The following is a 19,584-nucleotide window of genomic DNA, read 5'->3' on the forward strand; positions in this document are numbered from 1 at the left end:
ACCCGCAGCGGGGTTTCGCCGGGTGCGCGCGCGTACCCTGGCGCCGCGGGGCCGCGCAAGATTCATCGAATGAAGTTCAGGCAGGCGGGACTGGCCGCTTGCGCCCCTTGTCGTCGAGCGCAACATAGGTCAGCGTCGCCTCGGTCACCTTCACGACCACCGGATTCTCGGGATCGCGCTCGGCATACACCTCGACGTCTACAGTGATCGAAGTGCGCCCGACGGACACCACTTCGGCATAAAAACTTACAAGGTCGCCGACCGACACCGGCTGTTTGAAGACAAAGGAGTTCACCGCCACCGTTGCGGTACGGCAACGCGCGCGCCGGTGCGCGGGAATCGCGCCGGCGATGTCGACCATTGCCATGATCCAGCCGCCGAACACGTCGCCCGCGGGATTCACGTCCGCCGGCATCGGCATCACGCGCAAGGCCGGCTGCTTGTTCTCGGGTAGTTTCACCGGCTCGACTGCGGCATCGCTCATAAGAATCCCCTCATGCTCATCCAGCATGCACGATAGCACCAACCCGGCCGGCGGAAGCCGCGTCGGGCAAAGTTTTCCCCGATTCCGGGGAATAATTCAGCGGCCCGCCCGTGAAGGGGGCGAAGCCTGTTCCAAAAATGACTCCAGCATCGGCCAGGTCGGCGTCTGCGACCACCCCCTGATCGACGCAGCGGCGTGCCGCGGCGATCAGGGGCGCGAGGATGCGCTCGGCCAAGCCGGCGGGAATCGCACCCGGCGCCCCTTTCTGCGCCTTGCCGTCGGCCCAGCGGTAGTAGCCCTGCCCGCTCTTGCGGCCGAGGTGGCCGGCGGCGACCAGCGCCAGCAGCTTCGGCGGCGGCTCGGCGCCCGCACCGGCCAGGGCCTTGCCCGCGGCGACGGCGATGTCGAGGCCGACCGTGTCGACCAGCTCGGCCGGCCCCATCGGCATGCCGAAGGCGAGGAGCGCGGCATCCACCGTTTCGGGCGCGATGCCTTCCTCGACGCAACGCAGCGCCTCCAGCATGTAGGGGCCGAGCACCGCATTCACGAGGAAGCCCGGCGCGCTCTTCACCGGCAGCGGCAGCTTGTCGAGGCGGCGCACGAAGGCCGCCGCACGGCGCAGCGCCGCGTCGTCCGATTGCGCCCCGCGGACGACCTCGACCAGCGGCATCAGCGCGACAGGATTGAAGAAGTGGATGCCTACCAGACGGCGGGGGTCGGCGAGCCCGGTCGCGATGTCCTCGATGCGCAGGCTGGAGGTGTTGGTCGCGAGCACCGCATCGGGCTGTGCGCGCCGCTCGATGTCGGCGAACAGCGCGCGCTTGGCATCGAGGTTCTCGAAGATCGCCTCGATCACGAGGTCCGCCCGCGCGGCGCCGTGGCCGGCCGGATCGGGGATCAGGCGGTCGAGCGCGAAGCGCACCTGGCGCGCATCGCCCCTGAACTTGCGCTCGAAGAACTTCGCGGCGCGCGCGACGGCCGGCGCGATGCGTTCGACGGACTGGTCCTGCAGCGTCACCGTCATGCCAGCCCACGCGCACAACGCGGCGATGTCACCCCCCATCACGCCGGCACCGACGACATGCACGCGGCGCGGAGCGAAGTCGCTGTCTTTTCCAAATCCCTTCAGCCGCTCCTGCAGGAAGAACACGCGCACGAGGTTCTTCGCGGTCGGCGAGCGGAAGATCGCCTCCAGCGAGGCGGGCGCATCGGCCGGCACCGCGAGCGCATTGCCGCCTTGCTTGCGCCAGATGTCGAGGATCGCGTAGGGCGCGGGGTAATGCTCGCGCCGCGCCTTGGTCGCGACCTGCGCGCGCGCCTTGTTCGCGACGACCGCCTTCAGCGGGCCGTTGAGCAGCTTCTGCACGAAGGGCAGCGCGCGCGGCGGCTGGCCGGACAGCACCAGCATGCGTGCGGCGTTTTCCATCACGCGCGGCGGCACGCAGGCGTCGGCGAGGCCCAGCTTGTGCGCGCGGCGCGCGTCCAGGCTCTTGCCGGTGAGCATCATGTCGAGCGCCGCGGCCGGGCCGATCAGCTCCGGCAGGCGCCTCATGCCGCCCCAGCCGGGGACGATGCCCAGCATCACCTCGGGCAGCGCGAGCCTGGTGGCGGGCTCATCGACGACGATGCGGTAACGGCACGCCAGCGCAAGTTCCAGCCCGCCACCGAGGCAATGGCCGCGGATCAGCGCGAGCGTCGGGAATTTCAGGCGCGCGAGCCAGTTGAAGAGCTCCCAGCCGCGCTGCACGAGGTCGCGTGCACCTGCGGCCGAGTCGATGCGCGTGAACTCCTCGATGTCCGCTCCGGCGACGAAGCCGGCCGGCTTCGCCGAGGCGATGATCAGCCCCTTGGGCGGATCCGCCTCGAGCTGCGCGAACACGCCGGCGAGTTCGTCGAGCACCGCGCGCGACAGCGTGTTGGTGCTTGTGCCGGCGCGGTCGAGGTAGAGCCATGCGAGGCCGGACTCGTCCCCCTTGCGCGCGAGGACCAGATGCTTGAATTCGCTCATCACAGCGCCTCCACCAGCATCGCACCGCCCTGCCCGCCGCCGATGCAGATGCTGGCGATGCCGCGCTTCAGGCCCTGCCGGCGCAGCACGTTCAGCAGGTGCAGCACGATGCGCGCGCCGCTGGCGCCCACCGGGTGGCCCTGCGCGATCGCGCCGCCGTCGAGATTGAGCTTCGTCTCGTCGAGGCGGCCGAAGGCGTCGGCGTGGCCCAGCTCCTCGCGGCAGTAGTCCGCGTCGTCCCAGGCGCGCAGGCAGGCGATGACCTGCGCCGCGAAGGCCTCGTTGATCTCCCACGCTTCGATGTCGGCGAGCGCGAGGCCGTGGCGCTGCAGGATGGGCGTCGCGGCATGCACGGGCCCGAGGCCCATCTGCGCGGGGTCGAGGCCCGCCCACTGGCTGTCGGCGATGCGCCCGAGCGGCACGAGGCCGTGGCGCTCGACCGCTTCCGCGGACGCGAGGATCAGCCACGCCGCGCCGTCGGTGATCTGCGAGCTGTTGCCGGCGGTCACGCGGCCGTACTTGCGGTCGAAGAAGGGCTTGAGCTTGGCGAGGTTCTCCGGCGTGGAGTCGGCGCGCACGCCGTCGTCGTCGGCGTACACGGTACCATCGCGGTCGATCAGCGGCACGATCTCAGCGAAATGCCCGGCCTCGCGCGCCGCCAGCACGCGGGCATGGCTGCGCGCGGCGAAGGCGTCCATCTCGGAGCGCGAGATGCCGAAGCGGTGCGCGAGGTTCTCGGCAGTCTGGCCCATCAGCTGGCCGACGATGGGGTCGGTGAGCCCCTTCATGATGCCGATCACCGGCGCGAGATAGGCGGGCTTGAAGCGGCGCAGCGCGGCGATCTTGTCGCCGACGGTCCTGGTCGCGTACCAGCCGGAGAGCCAGCGCACCATCGCGTCGGAAAGCAGCAGCGGCGCGCGCGACAGGGCATCGACACCGCCCGCGAGCACCAGATCCGAGCGCCCCGCCTGGATGTTCGCGATCGCCGAGTCGAGCGCCTGCATGCCGGAGGCACAGTTCCTCATCACCGTCCAGCCCGGCACCTTCTGCCCGCAATCCATGCGCAGCGCGACAACACGACCGATGTTCACCTCGTCGGGAGAGGGGCTCGCGCAGCCGAGGATCACCTCGTCGAGTTCGTCCGGCGCGAACCGCTGGCGCGCGAGCAGGGCGGAGCCGGCCGCGGTCGCGAGGTCGGAGGCCGCGAACGGCCCCGGCGTGTTGCGCGACTTGAGGAGGGGCGTGCGCGCGCCGTCGATGATGAAGATGTCGCGACTCATGCGGCGACCTTCACCGTCGCGGGCGACTGCGACGCGATCACGCCGAGCGCGTCACGCAGGCCGAAGTCGTAGGGAAAATCGTCGACGCGGATCACCTTGTCGCGCAGCTCGCCGCGACGCTTGAGCAGCGCGAATTCGTCGGCCGTGATGACGCCCGACTCATAGGCGCGCTGCCACAACGCATCGACGCCGCCGCCGACCAGCAGGCCCGGCTCGAAACGGCCGGCCTTCTGCGCCTGGCGCACCTTGGCCTCTACCGGCTCGGCGGCGATCGTCGCGGCGAGCGCGGCTTCGACGGCGCCAACGGGTTCCTCGACGTCGTCGGTCAGATACACGTCCGAGGTGAGGCGGTCGCGCGTCGCCGAGGGCGCGATCAAGAGCTTGGCGACCTCGTGGCCGAGCTGATCCGACGGCACGACATAGGGCCGTCCCAGCGGGAACACCACGATGCGGCGCAGGAGCGTCGCGAAGAGTTTGTTCGGGAAGTTCGCGATCACGCCCTCGAAGGCGTTCTGCGCCTTGAACATGCAGTCCCAGATCGCCCAGTGCATCAGCGGCGCATCGGCGGCCTGGCGGCCTTCGGCCTCGTAGCGACGCAACACCGCCGAGGAGAGGTACATCAGCGACAGGATGTCGCCGAGGCGTGCGGAGAGCTTCTCCTTGCGTTTCAGCGCACCGCCCATCGTGCCCATCGATATGTCGGAGATGAACGCGAACGCCGCGGAGAAGCGCGTGAGCTGCTGGTAATAGCGTCTCGTCTCGGGGGCGACGTTCTCTGGCACGCCGACGAAGTGCGAGCCCGTGAGCCCCATCACCAGCGCGCGTGCGGCGTTCGACACCGTGTAACCGACGTGGCCCCACAATGCCTCGTCGAAGGTCGCGAGCGCGTTGGCCTGCGCGGCGTGCATCTCGTCGAGCACGTAGGGATGGCAGCGGATCGCGCCCTGGCCGAAGAGGATCAGACTGCGCGTGAGGATGTTCGCGCCCTCGACCGTGATGCCGACCGGGATCTGCTGGTAGGCGCGGCCGAGGAAGTTCTGCGGCCCGAGGCAGATGCCCTTGCCGCCGACCACGTCCATGCCGTCATTGACGGTCTGGCGCGCGCGCTCGGTGACGTGGTATTTCACGATCGCGGACACCACCGAGGGCTTCTCGCCGAGGTCGATCGCACCGGCGGTCATCACGCGCGCCGCGTCGCTGAGGTAGGTGTTCGCGCCGATACGCGTGAGCGCCTCCTCGACGCCCTCGAAGCGGCCGATGGCGGTCTTGAACTGGTAGCGCACGCGCGCATAGGCGCCGACCGCGCGCGCCGTCATCTTCTGCATGCCGGTGTTGGAGCCCGGCAGCGAGATCGAACGGCCTGCCGCGAGACACTCCATCAGCATGCGCCAGCCCTGCCCGGCCATCTTCGGCCCGCCGATGATGAAGTCGAGCGGCATGAAGACGTCGGTACCGCGCACCGGGCCGTTCATCCAGATGCCGTTGAGCGGGAAGTGGCGGCGACCGGTGTCCACGCCGGGGTGATCGGCCGGCACCAGCGCGCAGGTGATGCCCAGATCCGGCTCGCTGCCGAGCAGGCCGTCCGGGTCATAGAGGCGGAACGCCAGCCCGAACACCGTGCACACCGGCGCAAGCGTGATGTAGCGCTTGTCGAACGAGACGCTCATGCCCAGCACCTCGCGCCCCTGCCACAGCCCCTTGCACACGACGCCCGCGTCGGGGATGGACGCCGCGTCGGACCCCGCCCACGGGCTGGTCAGCGCGAAGGCCGGGATCTCCAGCCCCTTCGCCAGGCGCGGCAGGTAGTGGGATTTCTGCTCCGGCGTGCCGTAGTGGAGCAGCAGTTCCGCCGGGCCGAGCGAGTTCGGCACCATCACCGTGATCGCCGGCGCCGAGGCGCGCGTGGACAGTTTGGTCACGACCTGGGAATGCGCATAGGCCGAGAAGCCCTTCCCACCGTACTCCTTCGGTATGATCATGCCGAGGAAGCCCTTGTCCTTGATGTACTGCCACACCTCGGGCGAGAGATCCTGGCGCAGGTTGTCCTGCCAGTCGTTGGTGAGCCGGCACAGTTCGCTCGTCTCATGGTCGAGGAAGCTGCGCTCCTCAGGCGTGAGCGTGGGCCACGGATAGGCGAGCAGCGTCGACCACGCCGGTGCGCCGCGGAAGAGCTCGCCCTCCCACCACACCGTGCCCGCCTCCAGCGCATCACGCTCAGTCTGCGACATCGACGGCAGCGCCGCACGGAAGGCGCGGAAGATCGGCGCAGTGACCAGCGCCCGGCGCGCGGGCCGCAGCAAAAAGATCGCCATCACGCCCGCGAATGCCGCCAGCGCCGCACCGATCGCCGCCGGCGCCCAGCCCCCGGCCCAGCCGGCCGCCGCCAGCCAGCCCAACCCGACCCCTGCCCAGGCAAAAAGGGGCGCTCGCCCGTAGGCGAGCGCGATTGCCAAGGGAGGGAGCAAAGCGATGAACCACCAGATCATTGTCGTCTCCTCGATCTTTCAGGATCCGTCCCGAGGCGGTCTGCGCCGCCTTGCACACCGGGACCGGTCGAATTTCAGCTCACTGGGCGCGGTGCGCACCCTTCCCGTTCTCGCCGGGGACACCCTGGCCCGGCAGCGGCGCACGCAGACCGCCGAGCAGGAAGGACATCAGGCGCGGCATCAGGCGCTCGGGGTCGGCATCGTCGAATTTGCCGGCGAAGAGCTGAAGCGCGTCGGTGCCCGCGATCGCGTAGGACATCGCCCCCATCATGAAATGGAAGCGCCACAGGATCTCCTCGCGCGGCACGTCGGGCAGCGCGCGGTACAACGCGGCGAGGAAGCGCTCGACCGCCTCCGCGTACTCCTCGGCGAGGAACTGGCGCACGAAGCCGTTGGGTTCGGTATAGGTTCGACCGAGCAGGCGCATGAAAGTGTGGCCGCCGTGCGCGGTGTCCGCCGCCATCTCCAGCGCGGTGCCGAAGAAGGCCTCGACGATGCGACTGGGTTTCAGCGGCGCGCCGTCCGCTTCCGCCTCGAGCCGGTCGAGCTTCGCCAGCCGCCGCCGGTTCAGATCGGTCAGCCGCCGCTTGAAGACTTCCTGGATCAGCGCATCCTTGCCGCCGAAGTGATAGTTCACGGCCGCGATGTTGGCATCCGCACGACTCGTGATCATGCGCATCGTCGTCGCCTCGAAGCCGTGCTCGACAAACAGCACCTCGGCCGCATCGAGGATGCGGTCGCGGGTTTCGGCGGCGGGTTGTCGGTCGCTGGGAGCGCGCATGATGAAACGCCTGAATCAAACAGTTGTTTGAATCATACGTTTCATTGATTGAGAGTCAAGGAATTTTGATGCGGCGGCGCACCATCGCGGACGCGGCGCGGCCACCGCAGCGGAACGGCCCCGCCATCGAGGCAATTCCGCCGTATCCGAACCGGAGAAGCGCGGGGCGGCGAACGAAGCGCCGCAAAAGAACAGAGCCGGGACGCTCATCCCGGCTCGCAGCGAGGGGCCGCCCCGCAGGGCGGCGGCCCGGACGCTTATTCCTTCGGGTCGCGCTTGAGCAGTTCGGCAACCTTGATGCCGACTTCGGGTGTGCCGCCGAAGGCGGTGCCCGTCTTGCCCTTGGCGAAATTGTTCATGCCGTGGGTGTAGTCGGCCGTCGACAGCGGCACGTACTTCACCTCCTTCACCAGTTGCGGCGCGTTCCTCAGGTAGTACTCGACGAACTCCCTGACCTCGGGCTTCTCGGCGGCGGCCCTCGCGCTCACGTAGATGAAGATCGGACGCGCCAGCGGCTGGTAGCTGCCGTCCATCACGGTGTCGAAGCCCGGCGCGACGCCCGCGGCGGCGCCCTTGGCGACGACCGGCACCGCGCGCAGCTTGGCCTTGCTCTCCAGGTAGTAGGCGAGACCGAAGTAGCCGAGGCCGCCCTTGTTGCGCGAAACGCCCTGCACGAGCACGTTGTCGTCCTCGGACGCGGTGAAGTCACCGCGGCTCGCCTTCTCCTTGCCGTTGATGGCGTCGGTGAAGTAGTCGAAGGTGCCCGAATCGGCGCCCGGGCCGTACAGCGCGAGCGGTTGGTCGGGCCAGGCGGGATTCACGTCGCTCCACTTGGCGATCTTGCCCTGGGCGGCCGGCTCCCACATGGCCTTCAGCTCCTCGACCTTGACCTCCTTGAGCCAGGCGTTGTCGTTGTTCACCACGACGGTGATCGCGTCGTAGGCGACGGGCAGCTCGATGTACTTGATGCCGGCCTGGGCGCAGGCGTCCATCTCCTTCTTCGAGATCGGGCGCGACGCATTCGAAACGTCGGTCTCGCCGCGGCAGAATTTCTTGAAGCCGCCGCCCGTGCCGGAGATGCCGATCGTGACCTTGACGGCGTTCTTCCTGGCCTTCTGGAACTCCTCGCCGACGGCCTCGGAGATCGGATAGACCGTGCTGGAACCGTCGACCTTGATCAGGGTTTCGGCATGCGCGGCGCCAGCCACGGCGAGCAGCAGCGAGGACAGGGCGAGAGACTTGCGAACAACCATCGGACTTGCTCCGGTATGTGGATGACAAGTCGTCATGCTGGAGGGCGCGCGTTACACGAACGTGATGGCCATGTTACGAACGCATGACCTCGCGCGGCGCCGGCTCTCGGGCGACGCCGACACGATCGCGTGCGCTACGCCTCAGTGCCGGTCGCGCCGCTCGCTCCATTCGCGCGCGGTGCGCTCGAGGTGCCCGAGAAAGACGGTTGCGACGGGCGACAGCCGCTTGCCGCGTGGATGCAGGGTGAACCAGCTCGACTGCACGGGAAAGCCCGCGACGTCGAGGACCGCGAGCTGGTCGTCGCCGGGCCGTGCGGCCAGCGCGTGACGCGAGATCACCGCGAGGCCGAGGCCGCCCGCGACGGCCTGCTTGATCGCTTCGTTGCTGCCGAGTTCGAGTCGCACCCGCGGGACGAAGGCGTTGCGCGCAAAATGCGCATCGCACGCGAGGCGCGTGCCCGAGCCGCGCTCGCGCAGGATGAAGCGCTCGCCGGCAAGGTCGATGAGTTCGATCCGCCGTCCGGCCAGCGGGTGCCCCTCGGGGGCGATCACGACGAGCGGATTGGGCAGGAAGGCATGCCGTTCGAGGTCGAGGTTCTCGGGGGGCATCGACATGATGTAGAGGTCGTCGCGGTTCTCGCGCAGACGGGCGACCACGCCGTCGCGGTTGAGCACTTCGAGCGCGATCTCGATGTTCGGGTGCTCTGCGCAGAAACTGCCCAGCAGGCGCGGCACGAAGTACTTCGCGGTGCTCACCAGCGCGACGCGCAGGCGTCCGCGCTCGAGGCCTTTCATCGCGTCGATCGCCTGCCCGAACGCGAGCCACTCATTGAGCATCGCCCGCGCGGTTTCCGCGAGCGCCTCGCCAGCCGCAGTCAGATAGAGACGTTTGCCGACCTGTTCATAAAGCGGCAGGCCGACGGCATCGGCGAGCTCGCGCAGCTGCATCGACACGGTGGGCTGCGTGACGTGGCAGGCTTCGGCGGCGGCGGTGACGCTGCCGTGGTCTGCAAGCGCGAGGAAGAGGCGCAGCTGGCGGAAGGTCGCATTCATAGAGATTTATCGATGCACGTCATCACGAATATCGATTATTTATTATTTTCACCCATCGGTAACATCATGGCCAACATCAAACGTCTGAAGGCGAGCTGCTCCCCTCAATGAAAACCCACACGTCCGAAACCCAGGCCAGCGTCACCCCCGCACTTGCCCTGCAGTTCCTGAGGGAGGGCAACGCACGCTTCGTCAACAACCTGCGCGCGAGCCGCGACCTGTTGCAGCAGGCCAACGAGACGCACGACGGCCAGTGGCCGTTCGCCACCATCGTCAGCTGCATCGACAGCCGCACCTCGGCCGAGCTCATCTTCGACCAGGGCCTCGGCGACATCTTCTCCGTGCGCATCGCCGGCAACGTGATCAACACCGACATCATCGGCAGCCTCGAATTCGCCTGTCACGTGGCCGGGTCGAAGCTCATCGTGGTGCTCGGGCACACCTCGTGCGGCGCCATCAAGGGCGCGTGCGACCACGTGGAGCTGGGCAACCTGACCGAGCTGCTGTCGAAGATCCAGCCGGCCGTCTATGAAGAGAGCCAGACCCCGGATTCGGCGCAGCGCAACTCGAAGAACGCCGCGTTCGTCGAGAATGTGGCCGACCTGAACGTGCGCCGCTCGGTGCGCTCGATCGTGAACCGCAGCACCATCCTCGAGCGCATGATCGCCGCCGGCAAGGTGGGGATCATCGGCGGCAAGCACGACCTGGCCAGCGGCACGGTGACGTTCTTCGAGGACACCTGGTTGCACGATGCCGCGTCGATGCGGCTCATGGCCGGCTAGGGCCGCTCGCGGACGGGTTGAACGCAAGCCGCGCCGTGACCGGAAAGTGGTCGGACGGATAGCGCCGGCCCGAGCGCCAGGTGTCCGCCCCGGCCGCCACGGTGCGAAAGTGCTGCGAGGCGAGGATCCAGTCGATCGCCTCGCGCACCGGCGCACGGCCGTAATCGTGATAGGTGCCGACCGCCGCTCCCGCTTCCTGCAGCACCTCGCGCAGCGCAGCGTCGGCGGTGAGCTCGCGGAAGGTTTCGGAGTCACGCTCGGCGTTGAAGTCGCCCGAGACGATCACGCCCTCGCCCGGCGGCAGCGCCTGCACCCAGTGACGCAGCAGGCGCGCCGATTCCTCGCGGGACGCGCCCTGATAGTCGAAGTGCGTGTTGAGAAAGGTGAATCGGCCGCAGCGGCCATCGCGCGGGGCCAGGCGCACCCAGCTAGCGGTGCGCGGGTAGGCGGCGCCCCAGGACTGGCGCCCCGGTGAGTCCGGCAGATCGGCGAGCCAGAAGTGGCCGCGCGCGACTTCCGCGAAGGCGGCCCGGCGGTACAGCAGCGGCGCCATCTCGATCGCCGAATCGCCGTCGCCGCCACGCTGCACGCCGACGAATTCGTAGTCCGGCAGCGCGGCGCGCACATATTCGGCCTGCTCGTCGTCGCGGCATTCCTGCAGGCCCAGCAGGTCGGGATCGAAGGCGCGGATGCGCTCGACCACGAGCGCCTTGCGCCGCGCCCACGCGTGCTCGCCGTCCGGCGCCGAGGCGCAGCGGATGTTGAAGGACATCACCCCGAGCTGCATGTTCACCTCCCCGACGAAGCGCGAGCGGCCCGGCGAGCGCCGGCACTCCCGGCGCCTGCTACTTAGATCACGGTTTTCCTGCCCCCGAATGAGATAGTCTAAGCGTTGTAACAAGACTTTTACGTGACGGGAGCGGCCAGATGATCGTTGCAGCGATGCTCGCCGGCGGGGCGGCGGGGCGCCGTCCGAGCAGCGGCAGCGTCGCGTGCCGCGGCGGAATCGTTGCCGCCCGATCGCAGCCGTGCTCGCCAGACACGAGAGGGCACGCCTGATGGTTCCCGTCGAGCTGCCGCCGGAATCCCGACCCGCGTCCCCGGGCCACGCGGTGCGCCGCTTCGCCCGCCTGGCACTGCCCTACTGGAACTCGCAGCACCGGTGGAAGATCGGCGCGGCCACGCTGCTGCTGCTGGCGCTGACAGTGAGCCAGGTGGCGCTGGTGATGTGGACGAGCTATTGGAACCGCGCGTTCTTCGATGCCCTGGAAGCGCGCTCGCTGGATGCGCTGCTGCAGCAGATCCTCGTCTTCGCGCTGATCCTCGTGTTGACGATGGCAGTCACCGCGCTGCACATGCAGATCAAGCGCTGGCTGCAGCTCGACTGGCGGCGCTGGCTCACGGCGAACCTGGTCGACCAGTGGATGACACGCTCGCGCCATTACCGCCTGCAGTTCCTGAAAGGCGAGCACGACAACCCCGACCAGCGCATCGCCGAGGACATCCGCATCGCCACCGAGGCGGCGATCAGCCTCGCGCACTCGCTGACCTATTCGCTGCTCGTCGGCTGGGCCTTCATCGCGATCCTCGCGGAAGTATCGGGCAGCGCGCCGATTCCCGGCAGCGAATTCGAGGTGCCCGGCTACATGGTCCTCCTCGCGTTCGCCTATGCGGGCGGCGGCGCGGCAATCGGCTACCTGCTCGGCCGCCCCCTCGTGCGCGCGACCAATCGGCTGCAGAGCGTGGAGGCCAACCTGCGCTTCAGCCTCGCGCGGGCGCGCGAGAACGCCGAGGCGATCGCGCTGACGCACGGCGAACGCATGGAGCGGCGCAGCGCCGTGCAGCTCTTCGGCGACGTCGCGCGCGGCTGGAACCGGCAGACCTTCGCCTACCTCGGCATCGTGTCGTTCTCGACCGCCTATGGCAACCTGATGCCGATCTTCCCCATCCTCGTCGCAGCGCCGCAGTTCATTGCCGGCGCCCTGACGCTGGGCGGCCTGATGCAGGCCGCGCAGGCCTTCGAGCGGCTGGCGTCGGCGCTGTCCTGGCCGATCGACAAACTGGGCGAGATCGCGATGTGGCGCACCTCGGCAGGCCGCGTCGTGAACCTGCACGACGACATGCTCCGGCTCGACGTCATCGACCGCCAGGGCGAGCCCACACGTATCAAGATCGGCCATTCGACCAAGCCCGAGCTGCATCTGTGCGGCCTGTCGCTGGAAACCCAGACCGGCGAGCCGCTGCTGCGCGGCCTGGAGCTGCGCGTGCGCCGCGGCGAGCGCATCCTGATCGTCGGCGACGCACACGTGACCCTGGCGCTGTTCAAGGCGGTGGCCGGCCTGTGGCCATGGGGCAGCGGCGAGATCCGCTTGCCCGAAGGCCAGGAGATGGTCTTCCTGCCGCAACGCCCCTTCCTGCCGACCGGCACGCTGCGCGCGATGCTGTGCTACCCGCACCCGCCCGAGCGCTACCCGACGCCGGAGCTGCACCGTGCGCTCGAATGCGCGGGCATCGACTGGCTCGCGCCGCGCCTGGACGAGTCCGACGACTGGAACCACGTGCTGCCGCTACGCGCGCAGCAGCGCCTGAGCACCGCCCGGCTCTTCCTGCAACGCCCTGCGTGGGTGTTCCTCGAGGACACGACCGACGCCTTCGACGCCAAGGGCGAGGCCGGCATCATGGAGATGATGCACCGCGAAATGCCCGACATGACGGTGCTGTCGGTGATGCGTCACGGTGGCCTGGAGCGCCTCTTCCACCGCCGGATCGAGCTGCACCGCGTCGGCACGCCCGGCCTGAAGCCGGGCGGCGAGGAGCGGAGCGACGCGAGCACCCCGGCCGTGAACCCTGCTCCCGTCTCCGGCTCAGCGGAAGTCGGACGGTAGCCAGCCGCGTTCGACGCAGTCGCGGAAGCACCACGCCGGCGTCGTCTCGGTCTTGTAGCTCCAGAAGAACCAGCCGAGGTACTTTTCGAACGCCAGCAGCTGCGCCGCCGCATACCCGCGGTTGGCGACGGTCTCCTGGAACTCGTCCATGTGCTCCAGCGCATGGTTGAACGGCCCCTCGGCCCACAACGAGACGACGCGCAGATCGAGCCCCAGGCTCCATTCCCCGCACACCGCCGGCAGTCCGAGCTCGGCGTTGATCGCGTCGGCCTCCTCGCGCCACTCGCCGCCGGCCTTGCCCATGTGGGCGAAGATGTCGGAGTCGATGTCGCGGCGGTCGAAGCACTGGTAGCGGTGCAGGTCGAAGATCACGTTGCGGTACTCGGGCGCCTGCATGAAGCCGACGTACTCGCGGAAGGAGCGGAAACCGTCGTGGAACACCACCGCGACACGGTCGGCCGGGCAGTGCCTGCGGATGCGCTCGTAGGCGGCAAGGTAGAAGTCCTTCAGGTAGTCGGTCGGCACGTCCCAGCGCGGCTCGTTGAGGCATTCGATCGCGTGCAGCGCCGGGTGATCGCGGTAACGCTCGGCGATGCGTTCGAGCACGGACAGGGCATGTTCGAGGTACTCGGGCCGTGTGTGCCACTCGCACACGTTGAGGATGCCGCCATTGTCGAAGCCGTTCTGGCAGCCGGGCGCCGCGTGCAGGTCCAGCATCACGCGCAGGCCGAACTCCTGCGCCCAGTCCATCGCACGGTCGAGCACCTCGATGCCGCCGGTTGCGAAGGGATGACGATGCTCGCCGTAGGCGCGGTGCCAGGGGTAGTCCGGGCCGAAGATCCAGTGCCCGTATGGGATGCGCACCGCGTTGAGGCCGCGCTCGGCGATCCACGAGAAATCCTCGCGCGTGACCCAGCGGTCCCAGTGCACGCGCAGGCGCTCCGTCGCCATGGTCGGCCCCAGCTCGGCGCAGAAGGTCGTCTCGTCGGACGCCGCTAGCCCCTCGAACAGGCTCGGGACCATCCATTTCTCCAGCAGCAGCCAGCTGCCGAGATTCACGCCGCGCAGTTTCGGACTCGTCGCTTCCATGATCCCTCCCCCCGTGTCATGGCCCGCAGGCACGCCTGCCCTGCGATGCTGCCCTCAACTGTAGCCCCGAAGGCATCGGCCTTCCTTGGCAAATTGCACGGAGATGTTCGCCCGGCTGCGGCAGACTGGCGACATGTGATGCATGCAGGGGGCGCCATGGAAAGCAGATGGTGGCAACAGGCCGTCGTCTACCAGATCTATCCGCGCAGCTTCATGGACACGGACGGCGACGGCGTCGGCGACCTGCCGGGCATCCTCGCGCGCCTAGACTACCTCGCGTGGCTTGGCGTCGACACGCTGTGGCTGTGCCCGATCTACCGCTCGCCCAACGACGACAACGGCTACGACATCTCGGACTACTGCGCGATCATGGACGAGTTCGGCACCCTGGCCGACTTCGACCGCCTGCTCGCCGACGCGCACCGCCGCGGCATGCGCGTGATCCTCGACCTCGTCATCAACCACACCAGCGACGAGCACCCGTGGTTCGTCGAGTCGCGCGCCTCGCGCGACAACCCGAAGCGCGACTGGTACATCTGGCGCGACGGCCGTGACGGCGGCCCGCCGAACAACTGGGAGAGCATCTTCCGCGGCCCCGCATGGGAGCACGACGCCGCGACGGACCAGTGGTACCTGCACCTCTTCACGCGCCGCCAGCCCGACCTGAACTGGGAGAACCCGGCCGTGCGCGCGGCGATCCACGCGATGATGCGCTGGTGGCTGGACAAGGGCGTGGACGGCTTCCGCATCGACGCGATCACCCACATCCGCAAGGCGCCGGGACTGCCCGACATGCCCAATCCGCAGGGCCTCGCGCAGGTCGCCGCCTACCCCTTCCACATGAACGTCGCCGGCATCCTCGACGACATCGACGAACTATGCCGCGAGACACTCGCCGGCCGCGACGCGATGACCGTCGGCGAGGCCAACGGCATCGGTCCGGACGAGGCCGGGGAATGGGTGGGGACGACGCGCGCGCGGTTGTCGATGATCCTGCAGTTCGAGCACTGGCACTTGTGGTCGAACGCCCCGCAGGCGGCGCTCGACGTGCGCGCGCTCAAACGCATCCTCGGCCGCTGGCAGCGTGCGTTGCACGGCCGCGGCTGGAACGCGCTGTACCTCGAAAACCACGACCTGCCGCGCGTCCTCTCGCGCTGGGGTGACCCGTTGCACCACCCGCACGAGAGCGCCACCGCGCTCGCGACGATGTACTTCCTGATGGAAGGCACGCCCTTCATCTACCAGGGGCAGGAGCTCGGCCTCGCGAACGCGCAGTTCGGCAGCCTCGCCGAATTCCGCGACAGCTTCGCGCACAACCGCATCGCCGAGATGCGCGCCGCGGGCATGAGCGAGGACGCGATCCTCGACGAGATGCGCCGCACCGGCCGCGACACCTCGCGCACACCGATGCCCTGGGACGGCAGCCCGCAGGGCGGCTTCACGACCGGAACGCCGTGGCTCGCGGCGCACCACGACTGCCGCAACGCCAACGTCGCCCGCCAGCAGGCCGACCCCGGCTCGGTGCTCCACCATTACCGCGCGCTGATCGCGCTGCGCCGGCGCGAGCCCACGCTGCTCCACGGCCGTTACAGCGCGCTCGCACCCCGCAGCACGCGCATCTACGCCTACACCCGCGGCGAGGGCGACGAACGCATCGCCGTGATCTGCAACCTCGCAGGCCACCCCGCGACCTTCCGCCACGCGGGCTTCGCGCTCGCCTCGGACGGCCTGCTGCTCGCGAACCGCGCCGTCGCGCCGCACGGCCCGCGGCACGTGCTACGCCTCGCGCCATGGGAGGCGCGCGTCTATCGCATCACGGCCGCCTGCTGATCCGTAACGGCCGGCGCAGCCGCGTCGTCGCCATCGGTCGCCGCCTCGACCATCGCCCCGGGGAGCGCCTTGGTCGGCTTCACACCGAGCTGCTTCAGCATCTCCGCCTGCCGGATCACGTTGCCGCGCCCGCTCGCGAGCTTGTTGTGCGCGGCATGGTAGGCCTTCTGCGCCTGCTCCAGCCGGTTGCCGACCGACTCCAGGTCCTCGACGAAGCCGACCAGCTTGTCGTACAGCTCCGCGCCCCGCTTCGCGATGTCCTGCGCGTTACGGTTCTGCGCCTCCTGGCGCCACAGGTGGGCCACCGTGCGCACGACGAAGAGCAGCGTCGACGGGCTCACCAGCAGCACGTTCTTCTGCCACGCGTCCATGAAGAGCTCGCGATCGTGCGTCACAGCGAGCATGAAGGCGGGCTCGACCGGCACGAACATCAGCACGAAGTCGAGCGACTTCAGGCCGTACAGGTCCTGGTAGTTGCGCTCCGACAGGCCCTTGATGTGCGCGCGCACCGAGTCGAGATGACGCTTCGCCGCGGCGTTGCGCTCGCCCTCGTCCTCCGCCGTGACGTAGTCCTCGTAGGCGGTGAGCGACACCTTGGCGTCGACCACCAGGTGGCGATCCTCCGGCAGATGGATCACGACGTCGGGCTGCGCGCGCGAGCCGTCGTCGCGCGTGTGGCTCTCCTGCACGTCGTATTCCTCGCCCTTCCTCAGGCCCGAGGCTTCCAGCACGCGCTCGAGGATCAGCTCGCCCCAGTTGCCCTGCGCCTTGCTCGAGCCCTTCAGCGCGCGCGTGAGGTTCTTCGCGTCCTGCGAAAGCGACTGGTTGAGCTCCATCAGCTGGCGCACCTGCTCGGCGAGCGCGCTGCGGTCCTTGCCCTCCTGCACGTAGACCTGCTCGACCTTGCCCTGGAATTCCTGCAGCTTCACCCGCAGCGGGTCGAGGATCTGGCCGATGTTCGCCTGGTTCTGCTCAGTGAAGCGCTTGGCCTTCTCCTCGAGGATGTCGTTGGCGAGGCTCTTGAACTGGTCGGTGAGGCTCTCGCGCGCCGCGATCAGCAAGGCGAGCTTCTCATCGGCGGCGCGCCGCTCGGCCTCGAAGCGCGTGTTGAGTTCGGCGAGTTCGGCATTCAGGCGGTTCGCCAGCGTCTCCGCCTGCTCGCGCAGGGTCCGTTCGGCCTGGAGATCGCCGCGCAGCGCCGCCAGCAGCTCGCGCTCGGCCTTCAGCTCCGCCGCGAGCTGCGAGTTCACGCGCCCGAGCGTCTCGCGCTGCTCGCCGGCCTCGCGCTGCAGGGTCGCCAGGCGTGCCAGCGCCTCACCATTCTGCTGCTCCAGCGGCGCGACGCGTGTCGCCCGTTCGGCGAGCTGCGCGCGCTCGTCGCGCACCGCATCGAGCGCGTCACGCCACTCGCCCGCCTGGCGCCGCAGGGCGTCGAACTGGGCGAGCGACTGCGCGCGCTCCTGCTCCAGCGCCCGCGCCCGCTCCGTCGCCGCGGCGAGCTCGACGCGCACCTCCGCGCGCCCCTGCTCGATCGCCGCCGCAGCCGCCTCGGCCGCGCGGCCACGCAGCAGCAGCCACACCAGCACCGCCCCGGCAACCACCCCGCCCAGCACCGCGACCAACCAGACCAGCACGCCCACCGAACCGCTCTCCATCGTTCCGCCATCCCGTTTCGTCTGCCGCACCCCGGACGGGGCGGGCGAAAGGCGAAATGGTAGCGCCGGCACGATAGAATTGCCCGATGAGACGCGGACCATCCACTGCACTGCCCGGCCCCGAGCCGACCGAACGCCACGACTGGCAGACCCTGAAGAGCCTGTTCCCCTACATCTGGGCCTACAAGGTCCGGGTGCTGTTCGCGCTGTCCTGCCTCGTCGCGGCGAAGGGCGCGAACGTGGCCGTGCCGCTGATCTTCAAGCGCCTCATCGATGGGCTGTCGCTGACCACCGATCAAGCCTTCATCGTCGTCCCCGCTGCGCTGCTGCTCGCCTACGGCGTGCTGCGCTTCTCGACCTCGCTGTTCACCGAGCTGCGCGAGATCGTGTTCGCGCGCGTGACGCAGAACGCCGTGCGCGAGATCGCGCTGCGCGTGTTCCGCCACCTGCACGCGCTGTCGCTGCGCTTCCATCTCGAGCGCCAGACCGGCGGCCTCACGCGCGACATCGAACGCGGCACACGCTCGATCGGCTCGCTGATCAGCTACACGCTGTATTCCATCCTGCCGACGCTGATCGAGATCAGCCTCGTGATCGGCATCCTGCTCGTGCAGTACGACCCCGTTTTCGCGCTCATCACGCTCGGCACACTGGTCCTCTACATCTTCTTCACGGTCCGCATCACGAACTGGCGCACGGTGCTGCGGCGCCAGGCGAACGAGCTGGACTCGGCCGCGAACGCACGCGCGATCGACAGCCTGATCAACTTCGAGACCGTGAAGTACTTCAACAACGAGGACTTCGAGGCGCGCCGCTACGACGAGCAGATGCGCAAGTGGACGAATGCGCAGGTCACCAACCAGAAATCGCTGTCGGCGCTCAACATCGGCCAGGCGGCGATCATCGCGCTCGGCGTCACCGCGATGATGTGGCAGGCCGCGAGCCGGGTGGCAGCGGGCACGATGACGATCGGCGACATCGTGCTGGTCAACGCCTTCCTGATCCAGCTCTACATCCCGCTCAACTTCCTCGGCGTGCTGTACCGCGAGCTGCGCCAGTCGCTGACCGACATCGAGCGCATGTTCGGGCTGATGCACGAGCACCGCGAGGTCGCCGACGCGCCCGACGCCGTCGCGCTGCCGCCCGGCCCCGCGAGCGTGCATTTCGAGCATGTCGGCTTCGCCTACGACCCCAAACGCACCATCCTGCACGACGTCGACTTCGCGATTCCCGCCGGCCGCACCGTCGCCGTCGTCGGCCACTCGGGATCGGGCAAGTCGACGCTCGCGCGCCTGCTGTACCGCTTCTACGACGTGCAGCAGGGTGCGATCCGCGTGAACGGCCACGACCTTCGCGCGCTCACGCAGTCGAGCCTGCGCCAGGCGATCGGGATCGTGCCGCAGGACACCGTGCTGTTTAACGACACGCTCTACTACAACATCCAGTACGGCCGGCCCGAGGCGAGCCGGGCCGAGGTCGAGGCCGCCGCACGCGCCGCCCAGCTCACCGACTTCATCGCGCGCCTGCCGGACGGCTGGGAGACACGCGTGGGTGAGCGCGGACTGAAGCTCTCCGGCGGCGAGAAGCAGCGCGTCGCGATCGCGCGGGCACTGCTGAAGAACCCCGCCATCCTGATCTTCGACGAAGCCACCTCTGCGCTCGACTCCAAGACCGAAAAGGCGATCCAGGCGCAACTCGACCTCGCCGCCGAAGGACGCACCGCGCTCGTGATCGCGCACCGGCTGTCAACCATCATGAACGCCGACGAGATCATCGTGCTCGACCAGGGCCGCATCGTCGAACGTGGCACGCACGGCGAATTGCTCGCTCACGGCAGCGAATACGCCCGCATGTGGGCGCTGCAACAGCAGGAACGCGAGGAAGCCCTGCTCGCAGGATCCAACCCCTAGACCCTGCCTTGCACACACGCCCGATCGCCCCGAGGACAGCGTTGTCCGCAAGTCATGAGGGCGCACCGATCCGATACACTTACTGCAT

14 protein-coding genes are annotated in these 19,584 nt (G+C 68.7%); 4 read left to right on the top strand and 10 right to left on the bottom strand.

Going from position 1 to position 19,584, the window contains the following annotated elements; genetic code table 11:
• Positions 1–76 precede the first annotated feature (76 nt).
• From ToN1_RS10605 to ToN1_RS10635, 7 genes are all read right to left on the bottom strand, one after another.
• Complete coding sequence (locus ToN1_RS10605) at positions 77–484, bottom strand: acyl-CoA thioesterase (RefSeq protein WP_169208624.1); 408 nt, start codon at positions 482–484, stop codon at positions 77–79.
• Between the two features lie 16 nt (positions 485–500).
• Positions 501–2,492 (bottom strand): 3-hydroxyacyl-CoA dehydrogenase NAD-binding domain-containing protein, encoded by a 1,992-nt coding sequence (locus ToN1_RS10610; protein WP_169208623.1) that lies wholly within the window; start codon positions 2,490–2,492, stop codon positions 501–503.
• Positions 2,492–3,772, bottom strand: coding sequence for an acetyl-CoA C-acetyltransferase (locus ToN1_RS10615; protein ID WP_169208622.1), 1,281 nt, complete (start codon positions 3,770–3,772; stop codon positions 2,492–2,494). The genes ToN1_RS10610 and ToN1_RS10615 overlap by 1 nt, the downstream gene beginning before the upstream one ends.
• Positions 3,769–6,258, bottom strand: a complete 2,490-nt coding sequence (locus ToN1_RS10620) for an acyl-CoA dehydrogenase (RefSeq protein WP_210148089.1) — start codon at positions 6,256–6,258, stop codon at positions 3,769–3,771. Before ToN1_RS10620 ends, ToN1_RS10615 begins: the two co-directional genes overlap by 4 nt.
• Positions 6,259–6,337: 79 nt before the next feature.
• Positions 6,338–7,039, bottom strand: coding sequence for a TetR/AcrR family transcriptional regulator (locus ToN1_RS10625; RefSeq protein WP_169208436.1), 702 nt, complete (start codon positions 7,037–7,039; stop codon positions 6,338–6,340).
• 257 nt (positions 7,040–7,296) lie between these two features.
• Positions 7,297–8,292 (bottom strand): PstS family phosphate ABC transporter substrate-binding protein, encoded by a 996-nt coding sequence (locus ToN1_RS10630; RefSeq protein WP_169208435.1) that lies wholly within the window; start codon positions 8,290–8,292, stop codon positions 7,297–7,299.
• 141 nt (positions 8,293–8,433) lie between these two features.
• Positions 8,434–9,345 carry a LysR family transcriptional regulator gene (locus ToN1_RS10635; RefSeq protein WP_169208434.1) on the bottom strand — a complete coding sequence of 304 codons (912 nt, stop codon included), beginning with the start codon at positions 9,343–9,345 and terminating at the stop codon, positions 8,434–8,436.
• 107 nt (positions 9,346–9,452) lie between these two features.
• Between ToN1_RS10635 and ToN1_RS10640 the strand changes: the two genes are divergently transcribed.
• Positions 9,453–10,127: a carbonic anhydrase family protein gene (locus tag ToN1_RS10640; protein ID WP_169208433.1), complete on the top strand. Its 675-nt coding sequence runs from the start codon at positions 9,453–9,455 to the stop codon at positions 10,125–10,127.
• On the opposite strand, the gene ToN1_RS10645 is transcribed toward ToN1_RS10640, so the two are convergent.
• Positions 10,114–10,914 (bottom strand): endonuclease/exonuclease/phosphatase family protein, encoded by an 801-nt coding sequence (locus tag ToN1_RS10645; RefSeq protein WP_169208432.1) that lies wholly within the window; start codon positions 10,912–10,914, stop codon positions 10,114–10,116. The two genes, ToN1_RS10640 and ToN1_RS10645, sit on opposite strands and share 14 nt — an antisense overlap.
• A 241-nt stretch (positions 10,915–11,155) precedes the next feature.
• Here ToN1_RS10645 and ToN1_RS10650 point away from each other — a divergent pair, with 241 nt between their 5' ends.
• On the top strand, positions 11,156–13,012 hold the full coding sequence (locus ToN1_RS10650) for an ABC transporter ATP-binding protein/permease (protein WP_244861023.1): 1,857 nt from the start codon (positions 11,156–11,158) through the stop codon (positions 13,010–13,012).
• Here the strand turns inward: ToN1_RS10650 and ToN1_RS10655 are convergent.
• On the bottom strand, positions 12,992–14,101 hold the full coding sequence (locus ToN1_RS10655; RefSeq protein ID WP_169208431.1) for a glycoside hydrolase family 5 protein: 1,110 nt from the start codon (positions 14,099–14,101) through the stop codon (positions 12,992–12,994). The genes ToN1_RS10650 and ToN1_RS10655 overlap by 21 nt on opposite strands.
• Positions 14,102–14,257: 156 nt before the next feature.
• Between ToN1_RS10655 and ToN1_RS10660 the strand changes: the two genes are divergently transcribed.
• A complete protein-coding gene (locus ToN1_RS10660) occupies positions 14,258–15,931 on the top strand; it encodes an alpha-glucosidase (RefSeq protein ID WP_210148090.1) in 1,674 nt (557 codons plus the stop codon).
• On the opposite strand, the gene ToN1_RS10665 is transcribed toward ToN1_RS10660, so the two are convergent.
• Positions 15,907–17,586 (bottom strand): DNA recombination protein RmuC, encoded by a 1,680-nt coding sequence (locus ToN1_RS10665; protein ID WP_244861024.1) that lies wholly within the window; start codon positions 17,584–17,586, stop codon positions 15,907–15,909. The genes ToN1_RS10660 and ToN1_RS10665 overlap by 25 nt on opposite strands.
• A gap of 86 nt (positions 17,587–17,672) precedes the next feature.
• Between ToN1_RS10665 and ToN1_RS10670 the strand changes: the two genes are divergently transcribed.
• Positions 17,673–19,496: an ABCB family ABC transporter ATP-binding protein/permease gene (locus ToN1_RS10670; protein WP_169208430.1), complete on the top strand. Its 1,824-nt coding sequence runs from the start codon at positions 17,673–17,675 to the stop codon at positions 19,494–19,496.
• The last annotated feature ends 88 nt before the right edge of the window (positions 19,497–19,584 follow it).

The sequence above is a fragment of the Aromatoleum petrolei genome, assembly GCF_017894385.1.
GTDB lineage: Bacteria > Pseudomonadota > Gammaproteobacteria > Burkholderiales > Rhodocyclaceae > Aromatoleum > Aromatoleum petrolei.

Excerpts from the sequence above, each read along its gene's own strand:
- ToN1_RS10625 (WP_169208436.1), bottom strand. The coding sequence starts at position 7,039 with ATGCGCGCTCCCAGCGACCGACAACCCGCCGCCGAAACCCGCGACCGC.
- ToN1_RS10630 (WP_169208435.1), bottom strand. The coding sequence starts at position 8,292 with ATGGTTGTTCGCAAGTCTCTCGCCCTGTCCTCGCTGCTGCTCGCCGTG.
- ToN1_RS10645 (WP_169208432.1), bottom strand. The coding sequence starts at position 10,914 with ATGCAGCTCGGGGTGATGTCCTTCAACATCCGCTGCGCCTCGGCGCCG.
- ToN1_RS10620 (WP_210148089.1), bottom strand. The coding sequence starts at position 6,258 with ATGATCTGGTGGTTCATCGCTTTGCTCCCTCCCTTGGCAATCGCGCTC.
- ToN1_RS10610 (WP_169208623.1), bottom strand. The coding sequence starts at position 2,492 with ATGAGCGAATTCAAGCATCTGGTCCTCGCGCGCAAGGGGGACGAGTCC.
- ToN1_RS10615 (WP_169208622.1), bottom strand. The coding sequence starts at position 3,772 with ATGAGTCGCGACATCTTCATCATCGACGGCGCGCGCACGCCCCTCCTC.
- ToN1_RS10665 (WP_244861024.1), bottom strand. The coding sequence starts at position 17,586 with ATGGAGAGCGGTTCGGTGGGCGTGCTGGTCTGGTTGGTCGCGGTGCTG.
- ToN1_RS10670 (WP_169208430.1), top strand. The coding sequence starts at position 17,673 with ATGAGACGCGGACCATCCACTGCACTGCCCGGCCCCGAGCCGACCGAA.
- ToN1_RS10660 (WP_210148090.1), top strand. The coding sequence starts at position 14,258 with ATGGAAAGCAGATGGTGGCAACAGGCCGTCGTCTACCAGATCTATCCG.
- ToN1_RS10635 (WP_169208434.1), bottom strand. The coding sequence starts at position 9,345 with ATGAATGCGACCTTCCGCCAGCTGCGCCTCTTCCTCGCGCTTGCAGAC.
- ToN1_RS10605 (WP_169208624.1), bottom strand. The coding sequence starts at position 484 with ATGAGCGATGCCGCAGTCGAGCCGGTGAAACTACCCGAGAACAAGCAG.
- ToN1_RS10655 (WP_169208431.1), bottom strand. The coding sequence starts at position 14,101 with ATGGAAGCGACGAGTCCGAAACTGCGCGGCGTGAATCTCGGCAGCTGG.
- ToN1_RS10640 (WP_169208433.1), top strand. The coding sequence starts at position 9,453 with ATGAAAACCCACACGTCCGAAACCCAGGCCAGCGTCACCCCCGCACTT.